Annotated in this window: 11 protein-coding genes and 1 pseudogene; 8 read left to right on the top strand and 4 right to left on the bottom strand. The window is 55.6% G+C overall.

Going from position 1 to position 14,564, the window contains the following annotated elements:
• Window positions 1–26 precede the first annotated feature (26 nt).
• From MID00_RS06055 to MID00_RS06030, 7 genes and pseudogenes are all read left to right on the top strand, one after another.
• Window positions 27–806 carry a DNA-binding response regulator gene (locus tag MID00_RS06055; protein ID WP_250756633.1) on the top strand — a complete coding sequence of 260 codons (780 nt, stop codon included), beginning with the start codon at window positions 27–29 and terminating at the stop codon, window positions 804–806.
• A 278-nt stretch (window positions 807–1,084) separates the two neighbouring features.
• Window positions 1,085–1,156: pseudogene (locus tag MID00_RS20675) on the top strand (ESPR-type extended signal peptide-containing protein); the annotation flags it as partial.
• A 159-nt stretch (window positions 1,157–1,315) separates the two neighbouring features.
• Window positions 1,316–6,733, top strand: a complete 5,418-nt coding sequence (locus MID00_RS06050; protein WP_254499978.1) for a YadA-like family protein — start codon at window positions 1,316–1,318, stop codon at window positions 6,731–6,733.
• 107 nt (window positions 6,734–6,840) lie between these two features.
• Window positions 6,841–7,410 (top strand): hypothetical protein, encoded by a 570-nt coding sequence (locus MID00_RS06045; protein WP_152978318.1) that lies wholly within the window; start codon window positions 6,841–6,843, stop codon window positions 7,408–7,410.
• A gap of 42 nt (window positions 7,411–7,452) precedes the next feature.
• A complete protein-coding gene (locus tag MID00_RS06040; protein WP_250756635.1) occupies window positions 7,453–8,250 on the top strand; it encodes a winged helix-turn-helix domain-containing protein in 798 nt (265 codons plus the stop codon).
• Window positions 8,251–8,777: 527 nt separating this feature from the next.
• The gene (locus MID00_RS06035; RefSeq protein ID WP_021447052.1) at window positions 8,778–10,481 is read left to right on the top strand and encodes a sodium:solute symporter family protein; all 1,704 of its coding nucleotides are present in this window, start codon (window positions 8,778–8,780) and stop codon (window positions 10,479–10,481) included.
• A gap of 33 nt (window positions 10,482–10,514) precedes the next feature.
• Entirely contained in the window at window positions 10,515–10,637 is a 123-nt protein-coding gene (locus MID00_RS06030) for a putative transporter small subunit (RefSeq protein ID WP_009462638.1), read from the top strand.
• Window positions 10,638–10,854: 217 nt separating this feature from the next.
• Here MID00_RS06030 and MID00_RS06025 read toward each other — a convergent pair whose 3' ends face one another.
• From MID00_RS06025 to MID00_RS06015, 3 genes are all read right to left on the bottom strand, one after another.
• The gene (locus tag MID00_RS06025; RefSeq protein ID WP_021447051.1) at window positions 10,855–11,514 is read right to left on the bottom strand and encodes a LysE family translocator; all 660 of its coding nucleotides are present in this window, start codon (window positions 11,512–11,514) and stop codon (window positions 10,855–10,857) included.
• Window position 11,515: 1 nt separating this feature from the next.
• On the bottom strand, window positions 11,516–12,250 hold the full coding sequence (locus tag MID00_RS06020) for a 2OG-Fe(II) oxygenase (RefSeq protein WP_009462634.1): 735 nt from the start codon (window positions 12,248–12,250) through the stop codon (window positions 11,516–11,518).
• A gap of 125 nt (window positions 12,251–12,375) precedes the next feature.
• Window positions 12,376–13,011 (bottom strand): threonine--tRNA ligase, encoded by a 636-nt coding sequence (locus MID00_RS06015; RefSeq protein WP_254499976.1) that lies wholly within the window; start codon window positions 13,009–13,011, stop codon window positions 12,376–12,378.
• Between the two features lie 86 nt (window positions 13,012–13,097).
• On the opposite strand from MID00_RS06015, the gene MID00_RS06010 reads away from it, so the two are divergent.
• Window positions 13,098–14,039: a LysR family transcriptional regulator gene (locus tag MID00_RS06010; RefSeq protein WP_051359130.1), complete on the top strand. Its 942-nt coding sequence runs from the start codon at window positions 13,098–13,100 to the stop codon at window positions 14,037–14,039.
• Here MID00_RS06010 and MID00_RS06005 read toward each other — a convergent pair.
• Window positions 14,036–14,560 (bottom strand): carboxymuconolactone decarboxylase family protein, encoded by a 525-nt coding sequence (locus MID00_RS06005; protein ID WP_026484105.1) that lies wholly within the window; start codon window positions 14,558–14,560, stop codon window positions 14,036–14,038. The two genes, MID00_RS06010 and MID00_RS06005, sit on opposite strands and share 4 nt — an antisense overlap.
• Window positions 14,561–14,564: the final 4 nt, after the last annotated feature.

Raw genomic sequence — 14,564 nt, 5'->3', positions numbered from 1 at the left:
CCTGTCTGATCTTGGGTGGATAGCTTATGCACGTCTCGTCTGAAGCTCATATTCTATTTATTGCTCCGGAACCGGCCGGTGTTGCAGACTTGCTGGTTTTATTACGCACTAATTTTGGTCGAATCAGTTTTGCGCTGGATGCGCAACAAGGTCTGGCTCGATGCCAGTCTCTGCGGCCTGATTTCATCTTGAGTGAATATCATCTACCTCGCTTGCGCGGGGATTCTTTCATGCGTCTGTTGCGCGCCAACCCGCAGACGGCGGCTATCCCTGTCGTATTTCTGTCGGCCTTGTCGTGTGCTGACAGCCAGTTGATGGCGTTGCGCAGTGGTGCTCGTGACTTCATCGATTATCGAACGAATGTGCAGTTGGTACTGGAACGGATTCGTTTGCATCTGAGTTTGAAGGAGATGCCTCAAGCGGGTGGTTCTCATGATTCCCCTTCTAGCCTGGAGGCTTGTCATGGGCTGCAGGTGCGCCATCATTTGGTGCAGGCTGTGCAGCAGTACGTGCTTCACAATCTGTCTGAGCCCCTGAGCACAGAGAGTCTGGCCGACTTGTTCGGGACGACGGGCAGACGCCTGAATGAGCTTTTCAAGACAAGCTGCGGCTTGACTGTGCATGATTACGTGCGTTCCAGCCGGATGAGATATGCCATGCATTTGCTCAGGGGCACGGATATAGCTGTCACGAACGTGGCGGTTGAGGCCGGTTATGTGAACCCTGCCAATTTTGCTACTGCCTTCAGGCAGTACAGCGGCTTGTCACCCTCAGTCTACAGGCAGCAGAACAGAACTAATATTTAGAGCTAAATTTAAATTGATGATTCAATGAAAGCTCATGTTTTGCAATAATTCAAACGGCTAACGTAAGAATTCAAAAGTAATTATTAAAAGTTGGTAAGAGAATAAAAAATATCCGAATAGGTGTAAGGGTTCGGTAAGACTTTTCTGAGTAATAAATTTCAATTTATCGCCATAACGAGGTGAGGGGCTGTGCTGTGCCTTGAAACTTTGTTACGCCAGTGCGAGGAATGAGCTCAGGGGGGCAGACATGACTAATTACTTTTGTAAGCGAACAGATCATGAACAGAATCTATAAGTCGGTTTGGAACGAGCGGACAGCAACCTTTGTGGCTGTTGCGGAAAATACCAAAACCTGCGGTAAGCGCAGCAGCGCAGGGTGCAGTGCATCGCCAGCTTTTGCAGGCTTGCGACCGGTCCTGCAGTTGCGCTCAGTTGTTCTGTCTTTACTGCTCCTGGGTGGACTTTCCTCTCCTGTTACCGCCCAGATAACAGACGGTTGGGAGCTTAGCGTGGATGGGGCCACTCCCTTCCATGTTATTCCGGGTGGGGCGTTCGTCCTGAGTTCGGGCAGTAATATGGTCTTGACCCAGACAGGTCAGGCCGTCTCTGTTGCATTGAGCTCTGACCTTAACGTGGACTCTGTCACGGCCACTGGCGCAATCAAAGGGGCGAGTGGGGAATTCACTGGGCAGTTAAGCGCGGGCTCAGCCGTCTTGCAAGGCGGATTACAGGCAAGCTCTGCGGCTATTACCAATACTGTGACGGCTGGTAATGTGAACACCGGTGGTTTGACAGTTGCAGGCAACAGTAGCTTGCACGGGGTGAATGTAAATAACAACAAAATCACTGGCTTGGCGGATGCGACAGTCAGCGCTGCCAGCACGGAGGCAGTGTCTGGCAAGGTTTTGTATGGTGCGTTGAACTCGGGCGATGGAATGAAATATTTCCATAGTAAGTCAACCAAGGCCGATTCAGTGGCCAGTGCAGCGGATGCGCTGGCTATCGGTCCGCAGGCTTTAGCCTCCGGTGAGGCAGCTCTGGCGGCGGGGCTGCAGTCCCAGGCTGCGGGCAAGGAATCGGTTTCCCTGGGTGCTCGTGCTGGAGTCGACAACACGGTTGTCAATGGGGTGATGATTGGCAGTGATGCCGGGATACAGAGCAAAGGCAATGGCTTGGTTGCTTTGGGTAACAAGGCGGGCCAGCGGCTGGAAGGTAACAATAATGTAGCAATTGGTAATGCGGCGGCCAGCTTGGTCGATCCTCTGGAAGTCGACAACACGGTTGCGGTTGGTAATCAAGCCCAGGCCAAGGCAACTGGAGCTATTGCGGTGGGCAATAGCGCGAATGTAGGTTTGTTGGCGACCAATGCAATTGCATTGGGGCACAACTCCACCGTTGCGCAGGATGCTGCCGGGGCAACGGCGGTGGGTTCAGGAGCAAGGGTTTGGGGCGTCGCTGGTACCGCAATGGGCACTGGTGCAAGTAGTTCCGGGACAGGATCCACAGCGATTGGTAACGTGGCCGAGGCATCCGGTAGTGCTGCTTTTGCCGGGGGGAGTGGCTCCAAGGCATTCGGTAGTAATTCGGTGGCAGTAGGCGCAGGGGCGATGAGTAACACCACTTCAGGTGTGTCTATTGGAGAAGGCGCCGGCTCGAATGCGGGTACACCGGTGATTGGCAACCGCTTCGGTCAGGTGGCTGTAGGGGGGCTGGCAGGGCAGGGAGTATATGGTGGTTATAACGTCGCTCTTGGCTACAAATCAGGTAGTGATATCACGGGCGACGATACGGTTTCTATTGGACGGGAGGCGGGCAACAAGCTTACTGGCGACCGTACGGTCAGCATTGGCTACGGTGCCAATAATCTGCCCGGTCAAACGGGTTCAGGCAGCCCGGTTGCCCCACCCGTGAAAGCGGCACATGCAGTCTCCATTGGTGAGCGGTCTCGTTCAGGTGCAGATGGCTCTATTGCATTGGGTTCCATGGCTACCGTCGTTGATTACGATATTGGCGGCATTGCGATTGGTAATCAGGCATTGGTTTATGCGGGTACTTCAACCAATGCGGCTGCAGGTGGAATTGCGTTGGGCGATCAGGCTCATGTCACGCATGCCAATAGCGTTGCAATTGGTGCCAATTCGAGGTCCGTCCAGACAGTGGGAGCGGGTTACGGTTCCGCATCTGGGGCATTGTTACCTTCATCCAGTGTGTCAATTGGCACGGTAGGAGGGGAGCGTCGCTTAAGCAATTTGGCTGCTGGCCGTTTGGATACGGATGCAGTCAATGTCAGTCAGCTCAAGCTGCTCCATGGGGATTTAACGGCCATTGTGGGTGGCAACTTGAAATGGGACGCAAACGGGCAGATGACTGGCCCGGCATTTATTATTAAAGACGAAAACGGGAATGATCATACCTATACCTCTATCGGGTCCGCATTTGAGGCCATGCGCACGGGGGTAGCAGGAGCGATTTCGGGACTGTCTGCTGTCACCTACTCCAATGCCGATCGCAGCTTGATTGATCTTGACAGTTCGACAGGAGCACCTGTGCGAATTTCCAATTTGGCCGCAGGGATAGCTGCAGGTGATGCTGTCAACAAAGGACAGTTGGAAGAACTGGAGTCAACGCTGATTGCGAGCCGCCAGCGCTATGTCAGTGTTAACTCCTCCAATAACCCCAATGAAAATAATAACGGTGCCACTGGTGCTGATGCGATAGCCATTGGGGCTGTGGCTCGTGGTTCCGGAACAGGGGCAACGGCGATTGGCTTGAATTCATCAGCGGGTGGGTTGACGCAGGCAAATCTGACCACCGCTATTGGTTCACATACCGAGGCCTCGGGCTTGGGGGCTACCGCCTTGGGCACCTCTGCCACGGCAGCGTCCGAGAGCTCCATTGCCCTTGGTCAGGAGTCGCGGGTATCGGATACGTCGAATTACGCGGTGGCCATTGGCTACAAAGCAGAGGTGATGGGTGATGCGCTGGCGCATGCCAAAGGAGCTGTGGCAATCGGGGAGCAGGCTCGAGTTACCCAGGAAGGGGGGATTGCTTTTGGACGCAATGCCTACGATCAAGCGATAGATGGCATCTCGATTGGTACCAGTTCCAGTGTTGCTCGGGGAGCATCGCAGAGCGTGGCGCTGGGCAGTGGCTCCTCGGCCTCGGGCAGCCAGTCCGTGGCGCTGGGCCATCAGGCTTTTGTGGCAGGCAGTGGCTCCCTGGCCTTGGGTCAAGGCAGCAAGACCCGTGCCAGCAATGCTGTGGGGGCCGGTTCGGATGTCGAGGCTGATGGTCGCCGTTCCATTGCTGTGGGTGACAAGGCCAAAGCCGGCTGGATTGAAGAAAAAACAGGTCCCAATGGCTTGATCGAATACATCCTGCACGGTGAAGGGGCGATGAGCGTGGGCGCAGGCTCCAACGCCAAGGAAGATGGTGGCTTGGCCCTGGGCTTCAAGGCCATTTCCGAAGGCCTGGATGCCTCGGCTCTGGGGACTAATGCCCAGGCTTTGGCGGCCGGGTCCCAGGTCTGGGGTAAGGATACGCGCGCTTCTGCCGAGAAGTCGCTGGCGATGGGGCAGGGCGCGATTGCCAATGAGACGGCAATTCAGGGTATGGCTCTGGGTGCGGGTGCAACCGTGTCGGCAGCCGGTGCAGTGGCGCTGGGGGCGGGGGCCACAACGAATGCGGCTTACACGTCCTCGACTGCGCGTTATACAGGCACGGTTACCCAGGAAGCCAGGCAGGGTGTGGTATCGATCGGTAATGGTTCAGAAAAACGCCGTATCACCAATCTGGCCGGTGGTCAGGATCTGACTGATGCGGTCAACGTTGCTCAGTTGATCAAGCTGGACCAGGATCTGACGGCCCTGGGGACCAACTACAGCGGCAATAACTTCAGTAGCGGCAACAGCAATACGACGATTCACAAGAATCTGGGGCAACGCCTGGAGATTCTGGGTGGGGCGACGACTGCGGGTAATTACAGCGGTGCCAATCTGCGCACCCAGGTCCTGAATGGTCAGTTGCAGGTACAGATTGCCGAGACCCCGTTCTTCAAGGGTGCTGATATGGGCAGCCAGAAGATCACCAATGTGGCCAAGGGAACCACAGGTACCGACGCGGTGAATCTGAGCCAGTTGACGGACGCCGAAGGTGGCTTGACGGCCAAGGGCATGGAGTTTGCTGCACAAAGCGGTACAGCCGTACATCGTGATCTGGGCCAGACACTGACCATCAAGGGCAGCAATGCCAATCTGAGTACCTCCACGGTGGGGGGCGATACAGTGCAAGTGGCTCTGAATGATGATCTGACACTGACCAGCGTCACCACAGGTGATACCGAGATGACGACCGCGGGAGTGAAGGTCAAGGGTGCCACGGGCAAACCTGATGTCATTCTGGGCAATACCGGCTTGACGATCGGGCAAGTCAATCTGACCAATGCCGGTCTGACCGCCTTCAATGTGGTGATCAATGACCAGGGCATCAATGCTGGTAATCAGAAGATTACCGGCGTGGCCAAAGGCGTGGCGCCTACTGATGCGGTGAACGTCAGTCAGTTGGAAGGCCGTGATGATGGTTTGACCGCCAAGGGCATGAACTTTGCGGGCAGCACCGGCACGGCAGTGCATCGTGATCTGGGAGAGACGCTGAAGATTGTGGGCAGCAATAGCAATCTGAGCACCAGTGGCGACGGCGGCGATACCTTGAGCATTGCCTTGAATGACGATCTGGACCTCAAGAGTGTGACCGTGAAAGGCACGGGTGGCGCTCCTGATGTAGTCATGAATAATCTGGGCTTTGCTATCGGGACGAACATTGCCTTGAGCACTGCCGGACTGCGCGCTGGCAACGTGATGGTGTCGGCAACGGACAATGACATTACCGGCTTGAGCAACCGTACCCTGACGGGGGCCAACTTTGGCAAGAGCGGTCGTGCCGCCACTGAAGAGCAACTGGATCTGGTGCGGGGCGAAACCCAGAATCTGGGGGATCGTGCTGTCAAGTACGACCTGAATCCGGACCAGTCAGTGAACTATGGCAAGGTCACCATGGCCGGAGCCGAGTCTACTGATGGCGGTCGTACGGGTGGCACGGGCATCACTAATGTGGCGCGTGGTGATATCTCCGCGAACAGTACCGATGCGGTCAATGGCAGCCAGATTCACGATATGGGTGAAAGCATCGCCAGCGGCATGGGTGGGGGTTCGAAGTTCGAGAACGGCAAGCTGGTTACGGAGCTGAACGTAGGCGATAAAACCTACAACAACGTGAACGATGCTTTGGGTGGCTTGAATACCAAGGTAGAGAACGTGACCGAGCTGGCCAGTGCGGGCTGGAACATCCAGACCAATGGCGATACGGCCAGCAATGTGGCCCCCAAGTCTACAGTGCAGTTCCTTAATGGCGACAACATCGAAATCTCGCGCTCCGGTACGGACGTGACAGTAGCCCTGGCGCAGGACATCAAGGTGAACAGTGTGGCGGCCAAGTCCGTCACTACCAATGAAGTGAAGATTGTCGATGGCCCAACCATGAATCAGCAGGGTATCGACATGCACGACAAGACCATCAGCAATCTGGCCGATGGTCAGGCAACGCAAGATGCCGTCAACGTGCGTCAGTTGAACCAGGCGACCTCCAATATCACCAATCAGTTCAACCATCTGGACCGTCGTATCGACAAGGTGGAGAACCGGGCGAGTGCTGGCGTGGCAGCCGCCATGGCAATGGCCGGTTTGCCGCAAGCCTATGTTCCCGGCAAGAGCATGTTCTCCGTTTCTGGCGGTGTATGGCGTGGTGAAAGTGGCTACGCCATGGGTTTGTCCACGGTGACAGACAGCGGCAGTTGGGTCCTGAAGGGCAACGTTGCGGGATCCTCCCGTGGTGATTACGGTGGCTCGGTGGGTGTGGGGTATCAATGGTAAAGGGGTGAGGGATAAGGGTCGCGTGCCTGGGCACGCGGCCCTTTTTTCTGGGCTATGCCCGGTGTCTTGAACGGGGCCGCAGCGGCGGGTCAAAGCGGAGAGTGAATATGGCGACAACGCATAGTCAAACAGGGCAAGCAGTACTGGGCACGGCGATAGGCATGATGCTGTTTTTACTGGCCGGGTGCCAGACCACAGCAGCAGGAGGCGGGGCTGATTTGAGCCCGCCTGCACTGGCAAGCAACTATGAGCGGGAAGGGGCAGATGGAACACGCAGTTTTTTGGCCTCTCAGACACAGCGCTCGGTGCAGGTTCCTCAAGTAGATTTCTACGTGGGAATGCGCCAAGCCTCCCCCGGTCTGGTGCAAGTGCAGGGACCGCAAGGCCCTCTGTGGTTGTATCCGCAAGTTGTTGTGCAACGCAGCGATTTGACGCGTGTGGCGTCCTTGCGGACCGAACAGGGACAGCATCTTGTTCGATTCCAACTGAATTCTTTGGGCGCGCGTAAGTTGGCCGAGATCAGCTCTGGTAATGTGGGAGCCTTGCTGGTTTTGGTCATGGAAGATCAGGTGGCACAAGTCGCCCGAATTGGCGAGCCCTTGAAGCAGGGGGCTATTTATCTATCCATGCCTGACGACGCAGCAGCACAGCGTTTGTTAAGGCAGGTCCAAGGGTAAAAAAACATAAAGTGCCTGATAGGGCCAGCAAGGGTGAGGACTATGACGGTAGAACAGATTTTTCTGTTGTATGACGACAAGGCTGGTTTGCAGCAGATCGCTTTGGAGTCGGAGCAGTGGGGGGGCAGGATCCAGACGGTAGAGACGATGGAGCAGTGTCTGTCTCAGGCACATGCTTGCGGGGCGGAGACGGTGTTTGCTTTGGTGTGTCAGGCAGACAACGTTTTTTTACACATCAATCGTTTGCGTATGGATTTTCCTGCTGCCGGCGTCATCGTTGTGCGGCGCGACAAAATGGCCGGCCTGGAACGTGGACATTTGTTGCTTGCCGGGGCGGACGCCTGCTTCGATCAGGAGGCTTTGCCGGTGGAGGTGGTCGCTTGCGTGCAGGCCTTGCGCCGGCGTGGTTATGCCCTGCAGCGAAGCTTGCGTGATTCTCCTGCAGAGCCGGTCAATGCAGGCAATATCGCTTATAGATCCGAGCAGGAGCCAGATTCCCAGCTTTGGGATTTGATGGAGAATGGCTGGACCATGATCACGCCCAGAGGGCACTCGGTCATGTTGACTCGCGGCGAGCGACGTATTGTCCAGGTTCTCTTTGCTGTCAGCCCCCAAACCGTAGAGCGCGATCGTCTTTTTCCGCTGGAGGACGGGCGGGAGGCAACTGCCCGTTCTGTGGACGTTTTGATCAGTCGCTTGAAACGTAAATTAACCGCCATGGGAGAGGAGCTGCCCATTCGTTCGGTACGCGGGGAAGGCTACGCCTTTGTGGGTAAAGTGCCCGTAGCATGTCAGGAGCTGGCACGCGTGAGCCTTAATAATGATGAGGTCTATGAATGACTCGGAAAGGGCTTGATAGCCCGTTCTCGATGCTGAAACAGCATGATATAGACCCTTAAATTTTAAATATGTATAATTGGTCGCTCTGGTTCATTGAATCAGCTTCTCGAGCAGGCCGTTCAGGTGCGACAAAATTGCATAAAAAAATGACGGCCCGTTCTTCAACAGGTTGTTGCACAACAACCCGGCTTTAGCCCGAAACACCTTGCCCGGCCCTTGGGTCGCGGAACAACCAGCCGACTGTCTCACACGACATCGGCCTGCAACAGAGCGGCTTGTCTCTGGCCATGTTTATTTGCTGTAAGGCCCGCAGACTCGCCGCAATGTGAGGCACTTTGCGCTGTGTCTTGCTTTTTTCTCGCTTTGGCTTGTGCCAAGGGCGGGGGCGTGTGCGCGCGCGTTCGGTTCAAGTGTTTCGGTTCTGGTCCTGGGATGGGTGTCGCCCAGCGCGTTAATGCGGAATCGGCATGCATGCGAGTGAGCCAGGTGGTGCAAGTGGCTCTCGCGCAGAAGAGAAAAGGAAAGACATGCAAGAGGCGGAGTTTTTTACGCTTTCAACCACGACGGCCATATTGTTATTGGTCGGCTTTTATGGCGCGACGTTCCTGATGTCGCTCATGATTGGTCAAAAGAAAGAAAACGTGGACGGATACATGGTATCCAACAGTGCGGTGGGGTTTGGCCTGTCGGCGGCCAGCATGATTGCCACCTGGGTATGGGCGGCGTCGTTTTATGCAAGCGCGACCTCGGGCTTCAAGTACGGGCTATCCGGCCCTCTGCATTACGGGCTATGGGGAGCCTTGATGATCTTGTTCATCTACCCCTTCGGGCGACGTTTTCGCCAGTTGGCCCCGCAGGCACACACACTGGCCGAGGTGCTGCATGCACGGCACGGCTCGTCCAGCCAGATGATTATGGCGATTTCCAACGTGGTAGGCAGTGGTATCAGCCTGATGGTGAACTTCACCGCGGCAGGTGCGTTGGTCTCGATCCTTAGCCCTCTGACATTTATTCAAGGTGTGCTGATTGCGGGTCTGGGCGTCTTGTCCTATACCCTGTGGTCGGGGTTCCGCGCCTCGGTGATGACGGACTTTGCCCAGCTGGTTGCCATGATTTTGTCGGCCGTGGTCATTATCCCGCTGATTTTCTTTAACGCCGGTGGCCCGGAGATGGTGCAGGCCAACTGGTGGCGTCTGGATTCCGAGCAAGCCAACTTCTATTCCACCAAGGCAATTCTGGAGCAGGGGGCGCCGTATTTTGTGGCGGTGCTGGCTTACGCGATTGGTAACCAAACTATTGCCCAGCGCCTGTTCGCCGTACGCGAGGACCTGATCAAACCCACTTTCCTGACGGCCACCATTGGCTATGGTGCCGTGGTGATTGGTCTGGGCATGTTGGGTTTGCTGGCTCTGTTCACCGGCTTGCAGCCTGTGGATGGAAACATGAACAACATCATCCCGCAGATGGCGTCCACCTACTTGCCGCCATTTGGCATTGCCTTGTTCTTCATCCTGGTGGTGGGCTCCTTGTCTTCCACGGCGGACTCGGACCTGGCTGCACTGTCGGCCATTGTGATGACCGACATCTACGCCAAGAACATTGCACGTGGTCGTCCAAAACCAGCCCGCATGTTGTGGTGGGGCCGTATGACCATGGTGGTTGCCACGATGGTGGGTGTGATCTTCGCCAGCCTGAAGCTGGATATTCTGGTCATGCTGGTGTTTGTGGGTGCGTTGTGGGGCGCGATTGTGTTCCCGGTCATTGTCAGCTTTTACTGGGATCGTGTTACCAACAAAGCCTTTAGCTGGTCGGTGTTGTGTGCCGTCGTGCTGTTTACGATCGTGCGTTTCGAGCTGATTCCTATCGAAGGTGCGGTCGCCGTGTTCTACGAGATTACCGCTTCGATTGGTGGCGGTGTGGTTGCCGGTCTGATGGCTTTTGCCTTCTTCCGCAGCCGTATTGCGATTGCGGTGGGGGTGATTGCCACTGCGATTCTTTTGCCCAACTTCATTGGCTTCTTGCGTGAGTACATTGTTTTGCTGGGTTCCCTGACCGCCTATGGCGTTAGCGCTGTGGTGTGTGTGGCCATCAGCTTGCGTAGTCAGGAACGTTTTGATTTCTCTGTGCTTGCCGAGCGTGTGCAGTCGTTTCACTACGATGACACACCTGCACCGAGCAAGCAGAAAGTTCGGGAGTCGAAACAAGGTGAGCCGGCCTCGGCTCGTGCTTGAGAGTATGAGACAAGACGTTAAAAGGAGAACACTATGCTTATGACGATTTACTTTCTGGTCTGGCCGGTCATGTCGGCCATCATTCTGGTTCTGCTGGTCGGTAACCTGGTACGTGACTGGCGCAACGCCCGCAAGACGGGTGAGTCCATGGTCTAAGGAGTAAAAATCCCCGCCCTGTTTTCAGGGCGGGGATTTTTTTATGATGCGCAGAGCCCAAGCCAAGACCAAAGCGCCGCATAGGTGCCAGACGGTGCTCAGGCCAAGATGGTGAGTACAGGCATGAAGTCAAACCTGTGTGCTGTTTAGCGTCTGATGGTTCTGCTGCGCAGACCTTATCACTCGTAGCCTTGGGGTCCATGGCTTGTTGGCGGGCTTAAAGCAGGATGCGCTGACCGGCATGGATCAGCAGGCGCAGCGAAAACCCCAGCAGTAGAACCCCTGTCACGCGCTCAAACCAGGTCCCCATACGCAGGAATCGCTGACGTACGCGAGGATTGGTAAAGATCAGGCTGACCACAATAAACCAGCCCGCATTAACCAGGCACATCCAGACGCCGTAGAGCATCTGGGTCGTCAAAGGCGTGCTGGCGCTGACCACGGTAGTAAACACGGCCAGAAAGAACAGCGTAGCCTTAGGGTTGGTGGCATTGGTCATGAAGCCCAGCGTCAAGGACTGGCGCACGCTGACAGCAGCGGGTTTGCCATTGTCGGACTCGGCCAGGCTCACTTCCATCGGTGTGCTGGCCTGGCGCAGGAATCCCCAGCCTATATAGAGAAGGTAGGCACCTCCCAATACCTCGGCCACACTCATCAGCCAGGGGGTGGAGTGCAGCAGGGCTCCCACGCCCATCAAGGTATAGATCACATGCACGGAGATTCCGGCGCCAATACCAATGGCAGTGGCAATACCGGCCTGGCGGCCTAGCCGCACACTTTGGCGGATGGTGACAGCAAAATCTGGTCCAGGGGCAATAACGGCCAAAAAATGAATCAAAGCCAGAGTAGCGAACTCTGGCCAATAGGTTTGCAACACGTTAACTCCAGAAGGTCAGCGGCATGGCCGGACCGCGATATCCCACAAAGCAAGACAGGCTCAGGCGCAAATCGCCCTTGCCGGGGGTGACGGCATGCATTTTGCGAGAATTGAAAATAATCAGATCGCCCGGACCGGGGCGTATCTGTACTTCGGGGGTGCCCAACAAATCAGGATGGATGCCATAGCTGTCGCCACGCATTTCATCAAATTCATCCGGGCTCAGTTCGGTTTGCCAGATTTGCAGTTCACCTCCTTGTTCGGGCATTTTCAAATAGACATTGGCGGCCAACTGGCCTTGTAGACTGATGGCCTGGTAATTACCGGGGGCGTCCTTGGCCAAAATGTCGTGATGCGCCAGAAAGCGCACATCGGGTTGCACCACGCGCGACAAACCCACATACATTTTCTTTCCGTACAAGGTCTCCAGTGTGGCTCCGGCAGGCCAGACTTCATCCAGCGTGCAACGCAGCACGTCAATCGGGGACAGGTAGGGGGCGCAGCGGCGGCGCAGTTCGTCGATATTGTCAAAAACCCCCTCGAAATAGGAGGCCATGCGTTCGGGCTGGTTTTCGGCTTCGTAAAAAGCCATGCCAATGCGGCCAATGCTCGGAGCGTTCACATAGCGATCAAAGCCTTTGTCTATGATTTGCTCGCCCAGCTTTTGTGAGGTGGGCGCATCAATGAAGCCGGAGAGGCGGATAGCCAGGAGTTCGCCATTTAGCAGGGACTGCATATGCTCAGTCCGCAATCGTTCGGTCTCTAAATACATATCTCACTTCCCTTGGGGGTTCTAAAAGAATTGTTTTTCTTTTCCGATAATAGCCAAAGCTAATACACTGCCATGGTTTTTATTATTTATTAATTCATCATTTCATAATGAATGCTCAATTCATCTTTTTTGTTTTTTATACGGATTATTTTCAGTCCATTTAATTCGGATGTGTTTTCAACATGTGTGCCGCCGCAGGGGTAGCACCCCAGGCTACCAATTGCAACCTCGCGGAGCCCTTCCTGAAAACTGATGGAAATTGGCTGAGCCAATTGAATCTGTTCAGCACAACGATTGGACAAATCATCCAGAAAGGGGGGCAGAGCATCCTTGGGGTTGCGAAAGACCACCCGTGACTCGCCCCGCCAGTGATGCGCCTTTACGGCCTGCCAGCCTATGCGTTCAACCAGATGGCCGATAAGGTGGCCGGCCGTATGCAGGCGGGCGTGCTCCAGTCGGTGAGCGCGATCAATATGCAGTTCTACGGGCCCCAGGAGCAGGCGCACATGCAGGTAGTGCAGCACGTGGCCGTCGCGGTTTTGAGCCACATGCAGGACCTCGTGCCCATTTATCGTGCCTTTGTCGCAAGGCTGACCTCCGCCTTGGGGATGAAATAAGGTTTTATCCAGCCTGACAGCATAACGCTCATTTTCGGAGTGATAACACTCCAGGATTTCCGCTATGCAGGTAAGACTATTGCTAGTCAAATATAATTTATCTTGCATTTTATTACCTGTAGGTTGGTTTTAAGGCATTGTAGGCATAGTGAGCAGTCCTGATAATTGCAATTCATTGAAATAATTTATTCCCTATGAGCACAAGTAATCTCACTTCCCTGATGAGCGATATGGTGGTTTTTGTCAAAGTGGTGGAGACCGGCAGCTTTTCCGAAGCCTCTCGCCACCTGGGCTATACCCCGTCGGCAGTCAGCCGCTCCATTGCGCGTCTGGAGAAAGGTTTGGGAACGCGGGTATTGCAGCGCACGACGCGTAAATTACGGCTAAGCGACAGTGGCCAGGCGATTTACGAGCATGCCCGTGACATGCTGTCCTGCGCCCAGGCCGCGATGGAGATCTCAGGGCAGTTCCAGACCGAGCCGGAGGGGCAGATACGCTTGAGTGTTCCCAAAGCCGTGGGGCATTTTCTGATTCATCCGCATATGCCGGATTTCCTGGCGGCGCACCCCAAAGTGAATGTGCTGATGAATCTGGATGATCGCTATGCAGACCTGATCGACGATCAGCTGGATCTGGCGATACGCATCACGGATCAGCCGCCGCCCGGTTTGATGGGGCGTCATCTGACGGATATTCGGCATGGCTTGTACGCCAGTCCGGATTATCTGGCCGAACACAGCCTGCCCGTTCATCCTCAGCAGTTGCGCGAACATAGCTGCATCTACCTGGGCGAGGCACCCAGCGATTCACGTTGGCGTTTCAATAAAGGCGGGCGGGTACTGAATGTGTCGGTTAGCGGGCGCTATGCGGCTAACCATACGGGTGTGCGTCTGGATGCGGTAGAGCGCGGCTTGGGGATAGGCAGTTTGCCCTGCTTTGTGGCCAGGGAGCCGGAGCTGGAAGGGCGTATTGTGCGCGTGCTGGCCGATTGGGAGTTCCGCACGCAGTATTGTGGTGCCTTGTGGGCCTTGTATCCGCCCACCCGCCATTTGCCTCCCAAATTGCGTTTGTTTGTGGAGTTTCTGGCGGGGCGCCTGGGAGGTGGCCGGACGGAGGCGCTCAAGGTGCCGTTTTAACGCGAGTCGTCGGAATGAATGTGCAAGGCTTCAAGGAAGCGCGACACCATATTGTAGGTAGCGATGGTGGCGGTCAGCTCAACCGTCAGTTTTTCATCAAAATACTGGCGTACGTCCTGAAAAACAGCGGGCTCCACTTGCACATTCAGAGTCATGGCATCGGTGTAAGCCAGCACAGCACGCTGAATGGGCGTGAAGGCATCGGAGTCTTGCCAGTCGGGCAGGGCATCCAGTTGGGCTTGACTCAGCCCCTCTGCCAGCGCGATAGGGGCATGTTGATCGGCCTCGTAAGGGGCACGGTTCAATAGGGCTACGCGCATGATGACCAGTTCGCGCAGATCGCCTGGCAGGCTGCTGTTGTGGCGTATGCCGGTCAGGTGATTCAGCCAGCCTTTGGCAATGGGTGGGCTGTGCAGCAGCATCTGGTACAGGTGCAAGACGCTGCCGCGCTCTGCAATGATCTGTTCTACCAATGGGGCGGCGTCGGGGGCTTTCAGGTCAGCATAGGGTAGGCGGGCCATGGTT

Source organism: Alcaligenes sp. NLF5-7, assembly GCF_024266725.1.
GTDB lineage: Bacteria > Pseudomonadota > Gammaproteobacteria > Burkholderiales > Burkholderiaceae_B > Alcaligenes > Alcaligenes phenolicus.
This window is presented reverse-complemented; position numbering and strand designations above follow the sequence as displayed.